This window comes from Klebsiella grimontii, assembly GCF_042137965.1.
In the GTDB taxonomy this organism is placed as follows: domain Bacteria; phylum Pseudomonadota; class Gammaproteobacteria; order Enterobacterales; family Enterobacteriaceae; genus Klebsiella; species Klebsiella grimontii.
Window position 1 is genome coordinate 4,356,636 of record NZ_CP169721.1, and the last position, 15,203, is coordinate 4,371,838.

Genomic DNA, 15,203 nt, shown 5'->3' on the forward strand with positions numbered 1-15,203 from the left:
AAAACCATCATCCGTGATGCATATGAGATGTTTTTATAAAATTGCCGTTCAATTTTGTCTTTCTGACGTGTCAGCCCGATGACAAAATTAAAATAGTTTCATTAATGCTGACGCGGGATCGGAAACCCTTTCAGAGAAATAATAAAGCCGTCTTCATCTTTTTTAATTTTTGCACCGGTGTCACACCAATCGGAGGCAATGCGAAAAAACTCATCGCTACCGATATTCCAGTTCAGGCGTACGTGCTTGACGTAGCCGGAACGCAGCATGTCGCAGGCTTCGCTATAGTTGCTGGCTGTAGAGAGTTGTTGTTTCATTTTCTCTTCTTCAGAATTTTACGTAATGCTTTGATTTCTTTAGGGGTTAATGGAGACGCTTCCTCTTCGGTATGCTGGCTATCGATATCTTCTTCCGAAACCCCCGCCTCGTCTGCTGATTCCACTGCCTGAAAGGCCAGGAGTAGCAGTTTCTCCGTAGCTGTTCCTAAATTTTCGTTATTTTCTTCCGCATACTGACGCAGCTTTTCTTTTAACTCGCCATCAATTTTTACGTTCAGAACTACCGTGGTCATAGTCACGCTTCCCGTGAAATAAAATCATCATATAATTAATACACGAAGTTAACATGCTGATCCAGAGATATATTTTTAGCTTATATCTAACAACATTTTCCCATGAATAATCTGCACGTTATATATGACATAAAGATGACATTAATATTTCAGTTAAATTTCAATTTTATGACGTAGCGAATTTTTGGCATAAAAAAGATATGTTTTAGAAACGGAAAAAAATACACACTCTATTTGTGGATATTAAAAATGAGGGGATGAGCGAAGCCGCTTATTAGATGTACAGAGCGCAGGGGCACGCTGGAATGGGTGGGGGCCCTGCCAGCTACATCCCGGCACACACGTCGTCTGCTCTGGCTGCTTCCTTCCGGACCTGACCTGGTAAACAGAGTAGCGTTGCGGGAGAACCAACAGAGCCCCCATTGAGAGCGCTAGTTACCTAACGCGCTGGCGCATTATCCCTGCTGAACCCCTGAATTGCAAGCCGCCGCCGATTGGGTGCTGGTTTATTGCGCAAAGTCGCGTAATCAGAGCGATATCGCGGCTTTGTAGCGTAAAATTTCCGTCCCTGGCAGGAGATTGCGAGCGCACTCTCAGCACAAACGCCCCTCAACATCCATAATGTTCACTATGAATTGTATGTTTTTTATCATGGTATCTGAATGAGTGAATCACCGCGTTTAATCACTACCCTGGCGATGCCGCCAATCGATGAAGTCACCGTTCCCTTCCGCGGTTTAAACTTTCTGCGCCCGGAGCTGCTTCTTGATTTTGTGACCATTAGCCAAAATCCGCTACTCGCCGTCACCCCGGTCGCGCTGCTCTACTCTAGCGTCGGCGTCCTTCAGCACATTGAATTACGTAAACTCCCTATCGAAGTCAGCGGTCGCGTGGTCTATCCAATATCAACGCTTAAGCTTCCGGCCATGCGCGCAAAACTGGTGATTAACGCTCAGTCAAAACGCCTGAAGTTTCTTGAAACCCTGCTGACCAATATACCGAATGAGAATGTCCATGGCATGCAGGTACTTGGCCTGGCGCTGGAATTTACCGTTGTTAAAACGGCTTAAGCCGCTATCTGTACAGCCCGTCGTACAACGATTATCCTGAGCCTTTCCCGGCAGCAGGACGTACCATGGATTCTCACGATACTTTTCCGCAGCGAGTCTGGCAGATAGTCGCCTCGATCCCAGAGGGGTACGTTGCTACCTACGGCGACGTTGCTCAGTTGGCCGGTTCACCGCGTGCGGCGCGTCAGGTCGGCGGGGTTTTAAAGCGTCTGCCTGAGGGGTCCCAGCTTCCCTGGCATCGGGTCGTCAACCGCCACGGCGATATCTCGCTTACCGGGCCAGATCTACAGCGCCAACGCCAGGCGCTCCTGGCGGAGGGAGTTCAGGTCTCAGGCAGCGGTCATATTGACCTGCAGCATTACCGCTGGATTTATTAAAGGCAAAAAAATGCCCCTGAAAGGGGCATTGTCGGGGTTATTGCGCGGCGGGAACGTTCGTATTTGCCACCGGCACCGCCGTTTGCTGGACCGGTACCAGCAGCAGATCGGCGCGATTGCCGCCCTGATTAATCACCGTCTGCACGGTATCGGTAATAAACATCAGCTGACCGTTAACGGTAATCGCCGAACTTAACAGGATGCGTGCATTAGGCTTAATGTCCGCCTGGTTGTAGGGCAGAACAAAGTTAAACGGCGCCTGCTTCCCTTCGGTCCTTACCGCTTTTTGCGACAGCACGTGCGCTGGCGCATCGGCCAGGGACGCATCCGACAGGGTTACGGTTAATACCGCATCCGGCGGTAACGCCACGCGCTGTCGAATATTGATGGTCCCGGAAACGTTAGGCTGCTGCTGCGAGGAGCTTAGTGAGGCAATGCCGTAAGGATCGGGCGCAGCCTGGTTCGCTGCATTACTGCTGTGGTTGTTCGCACAGGCAGACAACGTAGCCGCGACGGCTAAGGCACTTAACATATAGGCAAATTTCATTCTTTTCTCCTTTTCATCCCTTCTTTAACAGGAGTACATCCAGCCACAATCGGGGACAGGACATTAGTATCGTAAATAAGTGTGGCACAGATCTCAGTTCTCTTCCTGGAAAAGAGCCCATATTCAGATTATTGCACCCATCGGACCACTTGCGATTCCAGGTTATACTTTGCCTCAATAACGCGCTGCGCAAAGCAGTCATCATTGATTGAGGGTTACTATGAGTCAGGCATTAACCAATCTGCTGGCATTGTTAAATCTGGAAAAAATTGAAGAGGGATTGTTCCGCGGTCAGAGCGAGGATCTGGGCTTGCGTCAGGTTTTTGGTGGTCAAGTGGTTGGCCAGGCGCTATACGCAGCAAAAGAGACGGTCCCCGCAGAACGCCTGATTCACTCGTTTCACAGCTACTTCCTGCGTCCCGGCGACAGCCAGAAACCCATCATCTATGACGTTGAAGTCCTGCGCGACGGCAATAGCTTCAGCGCCCGCAGGGTGGCGGCGGTTCAAAACGGGAAGCCGATTTTCTATATGACCGCCTCTTTCCAGGCGCCAGAACCCGGCTATGAACATCAAAAAACCATGCCCGCGGCGCCCGCCCCGGACGCCCTCCCCTCCGAAACGGATATCGCCCGCAAGCTGGCCCATCTGCTGCCGCCGCAGGTTAAAGAAAAATTTCTCTGCGATAAACCGCTGGAGATTCGCCCGGTCGAATTTCATAACCCCCTGAAAGGCCACGTTGCAGAACCGACGCGTCAGGTGTGGATCCGCGCCAACGGCGCCGTTCCGGAAGATCTCCGCATCCATCAGTATCTGTTAGGCTACGCTTCGGATTTTAACTTCCTGCCCGTCGCCCTGCAGCCGCACGGCGTCGGTTTTCTGGAGCCCGGAATGCAGGTCGCCACCATCGATCACTCAATGTGGTTCCACCGTCCGTTCAACATCAACGACTGGCTGCTGTACAGCGTTGAGAGCACCTCCGCCTCCAGCGCGCGCGGTTTTGTGCGCGGCGAGTTCTATACTCAGGACGGCACGCTGGTAGCTTCCACGGTGCAGGAAGGCGTCATGCGCAACCGGAACCTCTTCCCGGGCAAATAGACGCTTCCGTTCGTTCAAAGATCGTCAGACCGTTGGGCTGCCACGCTTTGAGTCGCCCTGTGGTGCTGACGGTCGGTGAGCTCCCGGGTGTAGTTTATAAAATCGCGCAGGATGTTATTTTTAGTATGCCGCCGCCAGCACAGAGTGAGCGTGGTAGTGGCAAATGTTTCCTCCAGCAGGCAGTAGCTTACATCGGACATCAGCATCGAACTCTGCGTTTCTGGCACCAGAGCAACACCCATTCCCATTGAAACCAGGCCAATAGCCACCGATACATCACGGGTATACTGAATTTTCTGCGGGGTAAACCCGGCCTGCTGGCAGGCGTTAATTGCCGACCAGCCGAGGCCCACGCCGTAAGGGTCCTTTTGCATAAAAAATTGTTCTTTCGCCAGTAACGCCAGGGAGATTTTCCGCCGGTTACCCAGTTCATGGTTACGCGGCAGGACGGCAATAAGCGAACGCGTGGCAATATTCATATATTCCAGCTGTTCATATTGCGGTATTGGCGAACGAACAAAAGCCAGATCGATCCGTTTATCCAGTAACAATGTTAATAAATTATGAGCGTTATGTTCTTCTATTATCAAATCGGTCTCTGATTTTTTATGCCGATAGTTTTTTATTAACAATGTCAATGCCGGATCGAGAATAGATGACCCAACATAGCCGACTTTTAACTGTCCTTTATACCCCAGACGCAGGCTGTTTACATTTTCGAGGAACTTATCGCAGTGACCAAGAATAACTCGCGCCTCGTCAATCAAAAATAGCCCCTCTGTGGTCAATGAAACATTGCGCCGATCGCGAACAAACAGCATCAGGCCCAACGTATTCTCAAGGTTTTTAATCTGCTGCGTGAGCGCAGGCTGGGTAACGTTAAGCCTCTGCGCCGCCCGTCCGAAATGCAGCTCTTGCGCCAGTACCACAAAAGCATGTAATTGCCGATAATCCATAACGACCTCCAGGAAGACGCTAATAATAAATCCTTATTAAAATCCGGGGCAATGTTATTGGACTCTTATTTGTATTTATCGAAAATTAACCCCATCGCGATGATTAAAAATCAGGGTCGGCGCTATATGCCCATCGGGTCATCGTTTAATGAAATAAAAAGGAGAGTTCAATGCCCATGGAACAACCAAAAGTGACGGATCTGCGCTCCGCATTGGCTGTATTAAGCCATTACGATGATGAATTGATCTATACCGATGAACCTGTTGATCCTATTGCCGAATTATCTGGCGTATACCGCTACGTCGGGGCGCACGGCACCGTCCAGCGCCCTACTCGCGTGGGCCCAGCCATGATTTTTAACAAAATCAAAGGGTACGACGACGTAAAGGTGCTCATCGGTCTACTTTGCTCACGCAAGCGCGTCGCCCACCTGTTTGGCACCACGCCTGAAAACCTGGCGTTTATGCTAAAAGACTCCGTTGCCAACCCTATTGCGCCGATAGTCATCCCACGCGACAAGGCCGCGTGTCAGGAAGTCGTTCACCTGGCGACCGATCCTGATTTCGATATCCTGAAAATATTGCCTGCGCCCACCAATACTCCGGAAGATGCCGGCCCCTACTTTACTCTCGGTATGTGCTACGCCGCCGACCCGCAAACCGGTGAACGTGACGTCACCATTCATCGTTTATGCGTCCAGAGTAAAGATGAAATATCAATGTATTTTGTTCCAGGCCGCCACCTTGATACTTTCCGCCAGAAAGCCGAAGCCGCCGGAAAAGCGCTGCCTATCTCTATCAGTATTGGCGTCGATCCGGCAATTGAGATCGGCGCCTGCTTCGAGCCCCCGACAACGCCTTTAGGTTTTGACGAACTGTCAATTGCCGGTAGTTTGCGCAACCAGCCTGTAGAGCTTACCGAGTGCGTGAGCGTTAATGCGCTTGCTATCGCTAACGCTGAAGTCGTTATCGAAGGCGAACTCTTACCGAACGTGAGAGTGCGTGAAGATCAGAACACCGATACCGGTAAGGCTATGCCGGAGTTTCCAGGCTACACCGGCAGCGCTCAGGCTCAGGTTCCGGTAATCAAAGTTAAAGCTATTACTCACCGCCGCCATCCAATCCTGCAAACCTGTATTGGAGCAAGCGATGAGCACACCAATCTGGCCGGGATCCCAACAGAAGCCAGTATCTTGCAAATGGTTGAAAAGGCATTGCCTGGTTTCGTTCAGAACGTGCATTGCCCAACGCCGGGCACAGGCAAATATCTGGCCGTGCTACAGGTTAAAAAACGCACGCCAGCGGATGAGGGCAGGCAGCGCCAGGCCGCGCTTCTCGCGTTTTCGGCTTTCTCAGAATTGAAACATGTCATGTTGATTGATGAGGATGTTGATGTTTTTGATATTAACGATGTGATGTGGGCGATGACAACGCGCTACCAGGGGGATGTCAGTACTATCTTTATACCGGGTGTACGCTGCCATCCGCTCGATCCGTCATCCGATCCCGCATTCAGCCCATCAATACTCGGCCACGGGATTGCCTGTAAAACGATTTTTGACTGCACCGTTCCATGGAACCTGAAAGCGAATTTTCAGCGCAGCAAATTCCTTGAGGTGGATGTTAATCGTTTCATTCCGGGCTTCAAAAAATAGCCGTTCACTATCGGCAGGCTCATTATCCGCAGAGCCCGCCGAATAGCGGGTCCGTTCGTGGACTCATAACAAAAATAGATACTTTGAAAATATCAATAAGGTAAAACAATGATTGGGCCAATCATTAACTCCACTTCAACGCTTATCGGCGGGATCGTCGGCGGCTTAATTGGCGATCGCTTAAGTGAAAAATTCCGTACTGCGCTACCTCTGACTTTTGGTGCGGCCTCCATGGGAATGGGAATAACGGTCATCATTAAATTACACGCGCTGCCCGTAGTCGTCGCGTCATTACTCTTCGGCGCTATTATCGGTGAAATATTTTCTATCGAGAAAAATATTGGCCGCGGCGCATCTAAATTACGTTTTATTATCGATAAAATTGCCCCGCAAAAAAGCGGCAGCACATTATCACAAGAGGAGTATCTCGATAAATTCGTGGGGATTCTGGTGCTGTTCGTGGCCTCGGGAACGGGCATATTTGGCGCCATGCAGGAAGGGATAACCGGAGACATATCCATCCTGTTAACCAAATCATTCCTCGATATCCTGACCGCCGGTATTTTTGCCACCCTGCTTGGCCTTTCGGTCGCGACTATCGCGATCCCGCAATTTATCGTCCAGATGATTCTGCTATTCATCGGGCAATCAATCATGCCAATGCTAACGCCAGAAATGGTTGCTGATTTCTCCGGGCTTGGCGGTTTTATTATGTTTGTGACGGGATTGCGGATCTGCGGTATTAAATCCTTCCCGGTAGCGAATCTACTTCCGGGACTGATCATCGTCATGCCTCTCTCATGGCTGTGGGTCTCAACGCTATTGCCGTGGATCCAGTCGATTAGCTAACCATAGAAAAGCGGAGCCAGGCTCCGCTTTTTGTCGATTAAAGATAACGATTAATCAGGCGTTGTAGGCGTTTTCGCCGTGGCTGTTTACGTCCAGCCCTTCACGCTCTTGATCTTCCGGTACGCGCAGGCCAACGGTCATATCGGCAACTTTGTAACCAATGAAGGCGACGACGCCGGACCAGACGATGGTGATACCGATGCTTTCCAGCTGTACCAGAACCTGATGGCCCATGGTGACGCCTTCCGCGTAACCGACGCCGCCCAGAGACGTCGCGGCGAAGATACCGGTCAGGATGCAGCCTACGATACCGCAGACGCCGTGGACGCCAAACACATCGCATGGGTCATCAACGCGCAGCCAGCGTTTCAGTACGGTGACGCCCCACAGTCCCGCCAGGCCCGCAGCGATACCGACAATCAGAGAGCCGCCGACGCCGATGTAGCCGCACGCCGGAGTGATGCCGACCAGCCCGGCAATCGCACCTGAACAGGCGCCCAGCAGAGATGGTTTACCGCGGGTTGCCCACTCGCCGAAGGTCCACGCCAGAATAGCTGCCGCCGTTGCCACCACGGTATTAACGAACGCCAGACCGGCAATTTCGTTCGCCGCGCTGGCTGAACCGGCGTTAAAGCCGAACCAGCCAACATAGAGGATCGCGGTGCCGGTGAATACCATCGGCAGGTTATGCGGTTTGAACGCTTCTTTACCAAAGCCAACGCGTTTGCCCATCATATAGGCACCCACCAGCCCCGCTACCGCGGCGTTGATGTGAACCACCGTACCGCCGGCGAAATCAAGCGCGCCGTGCGTGGCCAACAGACCGCCGCCCCATACCATGTGCGCAATCGGCACATAAGAGAGCGTCATCCATACCACGACGAAAATCAGTACCGCCGAGAAGCGAATGCGTTCCGCCAGCGCACCGACGATCAGACCAACGGTAATACAGGCGAAGGAGCCCTGGAAGGCAACGTGGATGTACTGATAGAAGCTTCCCATCAGGGCTTTCAGTTCAATGTTTTTCAGCAGTACCCAGTCGAAGTTGCCGAAGAAGCTGCCGCCAGTGCCGAAGGCCAGCGTGTAGCCATAAACCACCCACAGCACGCAGACCAGCGCAAAAGTCACGATCACCTGAGTCAGCATGGAGAGAACGTTTTTACCGCGGATCAGCCCGCCGTAGAACAGCGCGATGCCAGGAATCGACATAAACAGCACCAGCGCGGTGCAAATCATCATAAAAGCGTTGTCGGCTTTATCCGCTACCGCCGGTGCGGCCATCGCCAGTCCCGGAAGAAGAGCCAACGCTCCCAGACCTGTTTTCATTGTTGCTATCTTCATTGTTTCGTTCCCCATCACTGTGTGGTCTGAAAGTTACAGTGCCGCTTCGTCAGATTCGCCGGTACGGATGCGAATCACGCGCTGCAGCTCGGCGACAAAGATTTTGCCGTCGCCAATCTTTCCGGTGTACGCCGCTTTACTGATGACATCGACGACTTCGTCCAGCTGATCGTCGGCAATCGCGACATCAATCTTCACTTTCGGTAGAAAATTGACGCTGTATTCGGCGCCGCGATAGAGCTCCGCGTGGCCTTTCTGACGGCCGAACCCTTTAACTTCAGTGACCGTCAGGCCCTGAATACCCATTGAAGATAATGCTTCACGCACATCTTCCAGTTTGAATGGTTTGATTACCACGGTAACCAGCTTCATAAGTCCCCTCCAGTCAGAATTCGGTAATGGCCGCAGCTAACACGTATCTACTAAAGCAAGGGCTATGCCAGAAATGAAAAAGGACCGCCAGGCGGCCCTTTTTGAGGGAGAAGGTGAAGAATTCGCCGGAAACGAAGCGGCAAACTGGCTCTTTCGGCTAAAACCGCACCATTTCAGTGCGCGATATGTGACTTTTTTGCACCACCTCAGGCCGCGGGATCGCGACTGCCTGATTATGGTGCATCAGGCGATCAGCGACTCTTCCTGCGTGCTGGCCGCCAGCTCTTCGCCAACCAGCTGCAGCTGATACATCTGCCAGTAGCGGCCTTTGGCCGCCAGCAGCTGCTGATGGTTTCCGCGCTCTACGGCCTGACCGCGGTGCAGCACCAGGATCGTATCGGCCTCGACGATGGTCGATAGGCGATGCGCAATCACCACCAGCGTCGTGTGCTCGCGCACCCGGGCCAGAGCCTGCTGAATCGCCTGCTCGGTACCGGAATCAATATTGGCCGTCGCCTCATCAAGAATCAGCACCTGCGGCGTATCGACCAGTACCCGCGCCAGCGCCAGCAGCTGTTTCTGGCCAACGGAGAGGTTATTCCCCTGCTCGCCCAGCTGCGTATAAATCCCGTTTTCCATTTCACGGGCCAGATCTGCCAGCTGGACCGCTTCCAGCGCCTCCCAGACCTGCTCTTCGCTGATGTCGCGACCGAGAGTAACGTTGGCATAGAAGGTATCAGCCAGCACCACCGGATCCTGCTGCACCATCGCAATCCCCTGACGCAGCGCGCTGTGGCTTAAGGAAGAAAGCGGACGACCATCGATGCGAATCTCTCCCTGAGTTAACGGGTAGTAGCCCATCATCAGGCTGGCCAGGGTGCTTTTACCGCTCCCGGTATGGCCAACCAGCGCCACAAAGCTGCGGGACGGGATATCGAGATTAATATCCTGCAACACCAGGCTATCGTCGCGGTAGGCAAAAGAGAGATGATCGATGCTAATTGCTCCGCTGCGCAGCGGCTCGCTATCTTCACCCCACGCCTGACGCGGTTTATCCATCAGCTCGAAGACGCGCTCGCCCGCGACGACCGCCTGCTGCAGCATTGACTGCTGGGTGGTCAGCTCTATCAGCGGCTCGTTCAGTCGCCCAAGGTAGCTAATAAAGGCGTAGAGCACCCCGACTTCGATCGTTCCGCTGCTGCTGAAACCAAACAGCATCAGCAGGCCGCAGAGAATTAATGAAGAGAACAGGCTCAGCAGCGGACGCAGCAGGAAGCCATCAAGACGCAGAGTTTGCATACGCGCCAGATAGTGGGCGTAGCTGGCCTCGCGCATCCGCTCGCCGAACCGCGCCTGCTGGCGGAACTGCTGGATAACGTTCATGCCGTTAATCACTTCATTAAAACCATCGTTGATATCCGCCAGCCAGGCGCGGACCCGCCTGACGATGGGCGTGCTGTAGCGCTGATAAATCATCATCACGATCAGCACCGCCGGGAAAATAGCGATAGCCACCAGCGCCATCCGCCAGTCAAGGCTGAACATCGCCACCAGCATCGCGCCAATCAAAGCGGCGCTACGCAGTACGGTGGCCACCACGGTCACGTACAGGTCACGAATGACTTCGGTATCGTTGGTCACCCGAGAGATGAGCTGCCCGACCGGCTGCGTATCAAACTCGCTGAGCGGCTGGCGCAGCGCGGCATCCATTACATCGCTGCGCAGCTGCTGCACCACGCCGACCGCCGCGCGATTAAACAGCAGCGCCTGGCAGTAATGCAGGCCAGCGGCAAGGAGTTGCAGGCCGATATAGGCCACGGCGAGGCCGCAGACCAGTTTCAACGGCAGCGAGTTCTTCGCCACCATATTGTCGATGAAATAGCTGATCAGCAGCGGGCCGCTGACTTCAGCCACCGCCGCAACCCACATGATGGCAACGGCAATCATCAGCGGTTTACGCCACGGGGAGCCGTAGGCCAGCAGGCGCTTTAACGTCGGCCAGAGTTCAGTGAAACTACGCACCGGCGACCTCCTCATCTTCCTGCGGGGCATCATCCAGCGCCGCTTCCAGCTGCTGATAACGGTACATGTCCCGATACCATCCCGGCTGCGCCGCCAGAGCCTCATGGCGACCGCGCTGGGCAATGTGCCCGTGCTGCATCACCAGAATTTCGCTGGCCTCGGTCAACGCCGACAGGCGATGGGCGCTAATGATCACCGTCCGCCCTTCTCCCCACTGCCGCAGGTTATGCAAAATCTGGTGCTCCGTTCTGCCATCTACCGCCGACAGGGCATCATCAAGGATCAGAATCTCCGCCTCCAGCAGCAGCGCGCGGGCGATGGAAATTCGCTGCTTTTGCCCGCCGGAAAGCATCACGCCGCGCTCGCCGACTTCGGTGTTATATCCCTGCGGCAGGCGCAGGATATCCTCATGAACGCTGGCAAGCCGCGCAACGTGTTCGATTTGCTCCTGCGTAGCATCCGGTTTACCAAGGGCGATGTTGCTGGCGACGGTATCGGAGAACAGGAACGGTGTCTGATTAACCACCGCCAGACGGGCGCGCCAGCTATCGAGCTGTAGCCGGGTCAGGGGAACGTCATGGAAGCGGATATCGCCTTCAGTCACGTCAAAGTGGCGCTGAATCAGCGCCAGAATGGTGCTCTTGCCGGAGCCGGTCGGCCCGCAAATCCCCAGCATCTGCCCGGGCTGTAGCGTAAAATTGACCTTTTCCAGCGAAGCCTTATTCGCCTGCGGATAGATAAACTCGCGCACGGCGACGCTGAGCGTACCGCGGCCTTCCGGCGTCGGCTCGCTGCCGTCGTTCACCACCGGCGCCTCTTCCAGCATGGTGCGAATGCGCGCATAGGCCGCGCTACCGCGCTCAACGATGTTAAACATCCACGCCAGCGCCAGCATCGGCCAAATCATCAGGCCGAGGTACATCACAAAGCTGGTGAGCTGCCCCAGGGTCAGGCTGCCCTGGATCACCATCCAGCTGCCGCCGCCGATGGCCAGCAGGTTAGCAGTACCGATGGCGATATAAATCGTCGGGTCGAAGCGCGCGTCGATGCGCGCCACGCGCATATTTTTTGCGCCGGTATCCGCGGCATCGGCGGCAAAAAGCGCCGACTGTCGATCTTCGAGACCAAAGGCTTTGATCATGCGGATGCTGGTGAGGCTCTCCTGGGTGCGGTCGTTGAGGCTGGAGAACGCCGCCTGAGCGACGCGAAAACGCTCATGTAATGCATCGCCGTTACGCTTGATCGCCAGCGCCATCAGCGGCATCGGCAGCAGCGCCAGCAGGGTTAACTGCCAGCTGATTTGCGTCGACATAACAATCAGCACCGCGCAGCCCATCACCAGGGAGTCCACCAGCGTTAACACCCCTTCGCCAGCGGCGAACACCACCCGATCCACGTCGTTGGTCGCCCGCGCGATCAGATCGCCGGTACGGTGGCGCAGGTAAAAGGCCGGATGCTGGCGGCTGAGCTGGCGATAGAAATCCTCACGCAGTTCGACGGCTAGCTGATAAGAGGCGCCGAAAAGCAGCACGCGCCAGACATAGCGCAGCAGATAGACCATCACCGCAATAACGACCAGCAGGCCAATCCACATCCACACCTTTTCCGCGGTGTAATGTTGTTTTGTGACGCCATCAACCACGATGCCCACCACCTTTGGCGGCACCAGTTGCAGGATGGCAATGACAATCAGCAGAGCAATAGCGCCGAGGTAACGGCGCCACTCCCGGCGGAAATACCAGCTAAGTTGAGCAAATAATCGCAAGCAGTTAAATCCTGAGTGTATAATTCGTAGCGGCTGATGCCGTTAATCAATGGGCAAGGCTGTCGTGTATTTTATCTGTTCCATGGCAAAACTCGAAGTGACATCCGAGAGCCCCGGTACGCTGTTTACCAGGCGTTTATAAAAATCATCGTAGTTTTTCATATCCGCAACCTGGACCCGCAGCAGGTAGTCATACTCCCCCGCCATACGCCAGAAACCGAGAACCTCCGCCATCTGGGTGACCTCGCTGACGAAGCGGCAATACCAGTCGCTACTGTGGTGCTGAGTCTTAATCAGCACAAACGCCGTCAGCCCAAGTCCGACCTTTTCCGCATCCAGCAGAGCGACTCGCCCGCGCAGGATACCTTCGTCTTCCAGACGCTTCAGGCGCTTCCAGCAGGGCGTGGTGGTCAGATTAACGGCATCAGCCAGCGCCTGCAAAGAGAGGGTACAGTCGGTTTGCAGTAAAGAAAGCAGCTTACGGTCAATTTTATCTAACATTACTCACCTCAGGAGAAAAATTTACTCCATTCATTGTAATTGAAAGGCTAAATGGCAACAATTTTTCCTTCGAATTCCGCTAAGCTGGGCACAAAATGACAAACAGGAAACAGAGATGAACAGCGCCTGGATAAAACACGCGATTAGTGAAATTAATGCCGATTATCAGCGTTCCGCCGATACGCACCTGATTCGTCTGGCGCTCCCGGAGTTCCCTGGGATCCAGCTCTATCTGAAAGATGAAAGCACCCATCCAACCGGTAGCCTGAAGCATCGCCTGGCCCGCTCGCTGTTCCTCTATGGTCTGTGCAACGGCTGGATTAAAGAAGGGACGACGATTATTGAATCTTCTTCGGGTTCAACCGCCGTCTCTGAAGCCTACTTCGCCCGTCTGTTAGGCCTGCCGTTTATCGCCGTGATGCCTTCCTGTACGGCAAAACGTAAAATTGAACAAATTGAGTTCTACGGCGGCCGCTGTCATTTTGTCGATAGCGCCTGCGAAATCTATGCCGCCTCCGAAACCCTGGCGCGCGAGCTGAACGGGCATTATATGGATCAGTTTACCTTTGCCGAACGGGCGACCGACTGGCGGGGAAACAATAATATCGCCGACAGTATATTCCGCCAGATGAGCCATGAGCCGCACCCGCAGCCGTCGCATATCGTGATGAGCGCGGGCACCGGCGGTACCTCAGCAACCATCGGCCGCTATATTCGCAGTCAGGGTTACGATACGCAGCTGCTGGTGGTTGACCCACAAAACTCAGTATTTTTGGACTACTGGCAAAGCCGCGACGCCAGCCTGCGCAGCCCGGTCGGTAGCAAAATTGAGGGCATTGGCCGCCCGCGCGTCGAACCTTCATTTATTCCCGATGTGGTCGATGAGATGCTGCGGGTACCGGATGCCGCCAGCGTCGCCACCGCCCTATGGCTGGAAACGCTGCTCGGGCGTAAGGTCGGCGCATCAACCGGCACCAATATGTGGGGCGTACTGCAGCTGGCCGTGCGGATGCGCGAAGAGGGGCGCTCCGGCTCTATTGTCACGCTGCTGTGCGACAGCGGTGAACGTTATCTGGAGACCTACTACAACCCGCAGTGGGTTGCGGCCAATATCGGCGATATTTCCCCGTGGCAGGCGCAGATCGCCGAAATACTGCGCACAAAATAAAAAAAGCCAGATATCCCGTGATATCTGGCTTGCTGGCAGGGTCTCTTTATTCGGGGGAATAAGGAAGATCAGGATTATCCAGCCAATGAGTCAAAAAGTGGGAAACGGCCTGATGACGGCAGTCGCCAATAACCGGTAGATGCGGAAGTTCAATTTTCAGCTGAGGCATCGCATTGCCCATAATCACCCCACGGCCAACGCTGCCGAGCATTTCCCGGTCGTTCATGGCGTCACCGAACGCCATGCAATCCTGTAACGTCAGGCCAAGATGCTGGCTTAGTACCGCCAGCGCCGCGCCTTTGTTACAGCCGCCGGGCAAAACTTCGAGACAATCCATCGCTGAAAAACAGAGATCCGCCCGGCCGCCGAGCGCTTCATTCAGTTGGATCCGCAGCCGCCGCAGATCGTCATGATCGCCGCAGAAGCAGATTTTCGTAACCTGATGCGCCGGCATCCGCTTAGGATCGTACAACTGGTAGCGAAAACCGCTAAAAACGTGCGCTTTCAATATTTCGGGAATCTCCTGCCCTGTGTACCAGCCGCCGTCGTTGAAAAAATGCATACTGGCTGAGGTTTCCCAGGCGCTGTGCAGCACCTCTTCCGCCACATCGGGGGCCAGATCGCGGCGATACAGCTCTTCGCCTTCCAGAGAGTGAATGCGCGTCCCGTTGCCGGTAATTAAAAACGCGTCCAGAGAAAACTCGCCAATAACGTGGCGCATCTCCAGAGCATGGCGACCGGTGGCGAAAGTCAGGGTGATATCGCGATCGCGCAGACGTTTTAGCGTCGACAGCGTTTTTTCTCCCAGACGATGGTCCGGCATCAGTAGCGTACCGTCCATATCAAATGCAGCCAGTCTTGCCATCTCCTGCTCCCCAGTGGTGGTGGATTTTGCTTGTGTTGCAGTATTGCC

Annotated in this window: 16 protein-coding genes and 1 other RNA gene; 6 read left to right on the top strand and 11 right to left on the bottom strand. The window is 54.2% G+C overall.

Annotated features, from left to right (window positions below; all coding sequences use genetic code 11):
* Positions 1–101: 101 nt before the first annotated feature.
* The 3 genes from ACE3MN_RS20445 to ffs all read right to left on the bottom strand — a co-directional run bounded on the left by ACE3MN_RS20445 (position 102) and on the right by ffs (position 984).
* Entirely contained in the window at positions 102–317 is a 216-nt protein-coding gene (locus tag ACE3MN_RS20445; protein WP_004129860.1) for a hypothetical protein, read from the bottom strand.
* The gene (locus ACE3MN_RS20450; protein ID WP_004129858.1) at positions 314–571 is read right to left on the bottom strand and encodes a hypothetical protein; all 258 of its coding nucleotides are present in this window, start codon (positions 569–571) and stop codon (positions 314–316) included. The genes ACE3MN_RS20445 and ACE3MN_RS20450 overlap by 4 nt, the downstream gene beginning before the upstream one ends.
* Before the next feature lie 316 nt (positions 572–887).
* Positions 888–984: signal recognition particle sRNA small type (gene ffs / locus ACE3MN_RS20455), an RNA gene on the bottom strand.
* 249 nt (positions 985–1,233) lie between these two features.
* Between ffs and ACE3MN_RS20460 the strand changes: the two genes are divergently transcribed.
* Together ACE3MN_RS20460 and ACE3MN_RS20465 are read left to right on the top strand one after the other, a co-directional pair.
* Positions 1,234–1,641, top strand: coding sequence for a hypothetical protein (locus ACE3MN_RS20460; RefSeq protein WP_004136017.1), 408 nt, complete (start codon positions 1,234–1,236; stop codon positions 1,639–1,641).
* A 65-nt stretch (positions 1,642–1,706) separates the two neighbouring features.
* Entirely contained in the window at positions 1,707–2,018 is a 312-nt protein-coding gene (locus ACE3MN_RS20465; protein WP_004136015.1) for an MGMT family protein, read from the top strand.
* A 37-nt stretch (positions 2,019–2,055) separates the two neighbouring features.
* Here the strand turns inward: ACE3MN_RS20465 and ACE3MN_RS20470 are convergent, their stop codons facing one another.
* A complete protein-coding gene (locus ACE3MN_RS20470) occupies positions 2,056–2,565 on the bottom strand; it encodes a YbaY family lipoprotein (protein WP_004129852.1) in 510 nt (169 codons plus the stop codon).
* 220 nt (positions 2,566–2,785) lie between these two features.
* Between ACE3MN_RS20470 and tesB the strand changes: the two genes are divergently transcribed.
* Complete coding sequence (gene tesB / locus ACE3MN_RS20475) at positions 2,786–3,661, top strand: acyl-CoA thioesterase II (protein WP_004136012.1); 876 nt, start codon at positions 2,786–2,788, stop codon at positions 3,659–3,661.
* 14 nt (positions 3,662–3,675) lie between these two features.
* Here tesB and ACE3MN_RS20480 read toward each other — a convergent pair whose 3' ends face one another.
* The gene (locus tag ACE3MN_RS20480; RefSeq protein WP_004136010.1) at positions 3,676–4,617 is read right to left on the bottom strand and encodes a LysR substrate-binding domain-containing protein; all 942 of its coding nucleotides are present in this window, start codon (positions 4,615–4,617) and stop codon (positions 3,676–3,678) included.
* A 170-nt stretch (positions 4,618–4,787) separates the two neighbouring features.
* On the opposite strand from ACE3MN_RS20480, the gene ACE3MN_RS20485 reads away from it, so the two are divergent.
* Both ACE3MN_RS20485 and ACE3MN_RS20490 read left to right on the top strand, forming a co-directional pair.
* Positions 4,788–6,272, top strand: coding sequence for a UbiD family decarboxylase (locus tag ACE3MN_RS20485; RefSeq protein ID WP_102649627.1), 1,485 nt, complete (start codon positions 4,788–4,790; stop codon positions 6,270–6,272).
* Positions 6,273–6,380: 108 nt separating this feature from the next.
* On the top strand, positions 6,381–7,121 hold the full coding sequence (locus ACE3MN_RS20490) for a DUF554 domain-containing protein (protein WP_004136002.1): 741 nt from the start codon (positions 6,381–6,383) through the stop codon (positions 7,119–7,121).
* 54 nt (positions 7,122–7,175) lie between these two features.
* On the opposite strand, the gene amtB is transcribed toward ACE3MN_RS20490, so the two are convergent.
* The 5 genes from amtB to ACE3MN_RS20515 form a co-directional block, all read right to left on the bottom strand.
* A complete protein-coding gene (amtB, locus tag ACE3MN_RS20495; RefSeq protein ID WP_375364151.1) occupies positions 7,176–8,462 on the bottom strand; it encodes an ammonium transporter AmtB in 1,287 nt (428 codons plus the stop codon).
* Between the two features lie 33 nt (positions 8,463–8,495).
* Positions 8,496–8,834: a P-II family nitrogen regulator gene (gene glnK / locus ACE3MN_RS20500; RefSeq protein ID WP_004099573.1), complete on the bottom strand. Its 339-nt coding sequence runs from the start codon at positions 8,832–8,834 to the stop codon at positions 8,496–8,498.
* 243 nt (positions 8,835–9,077) lie between these two features.
* The gene (locus ACE3MN_RS20505; protein WP_375364152.1) at positions 9,078–10,856 is read right to left on the bottom strand and encodes a SmdB family multidrug efflux ABC transporter permease/ATP-binding protein; all 1,779 of its coding nucleotides are present in this window, start codon (positions 10,854–10,856) and stop codon (positions 9,078–9,080) included.
* Positions 10,849–12,621, bottom strand: a complete 1,773-nt coding sequence (locus ACE3MN_RS20510) for a SmdA family multidrug ABC transporter permease/ATP-binding protein (protein ID WP_098140397.1) — start codon at positions 12,619–12,621, stop codon at positions 10,849–10,851. The genes ACE3MN_RS20505 and ACE3MN_RS20510 overlap by 8 nt, the downstream gene beginning before the upstream one ends.
* Before the next feature lie 42 nt (positions 12,622–12,663).
* The gene (locus ACE3MN_RS20515) at positions 12,664–13,122 is read right to left on the bottom strand and encodes an Lrp/AsnC family transcriptional regulator (protein WP_004135994.1); all 459 of its coding nucleotides are present in this window, start codon (positions 13,120–13,122) and stop codon (positions 12,664–12,666) included.
* A gap of 115 nt (positions 13,123–13,237) precedes the next feature.
* Here ACE3MN_RS20515 and ACE3MN_RS20520 point away from each other — a divergent pair, with 115 nt between their 5' ends.
* On the top strand, positions 13,238–14,290 hold the full coding sequence (locus ACE3MN_RS20520) for a PLP-dependent cysteine synthase family protein (protein WP_098140396.1): 1,053 nt from the start codon (positions 13,238–13,240) through the stop codon (positions 14,288–14,290).
* Positions 14,291–14,336: 46 nt separating this feature from the next.
* Here ACE3MN_RS20520 and cof read toward each other — a convergent pair whose 3' ends face one another.
* Complete coding sequence (gene cof / locus ACE3MN_RS20525) at positions 14,337–15,155, bottom strand: HMP-PP phosphatase (protein ID WP_024359040.1); 819 nt, start codon at positions 15,153–15,155, stop codon at positions 14,337–14,339.
* Positions 15,156–15,203: the final 48 nt, after the last annotated feature.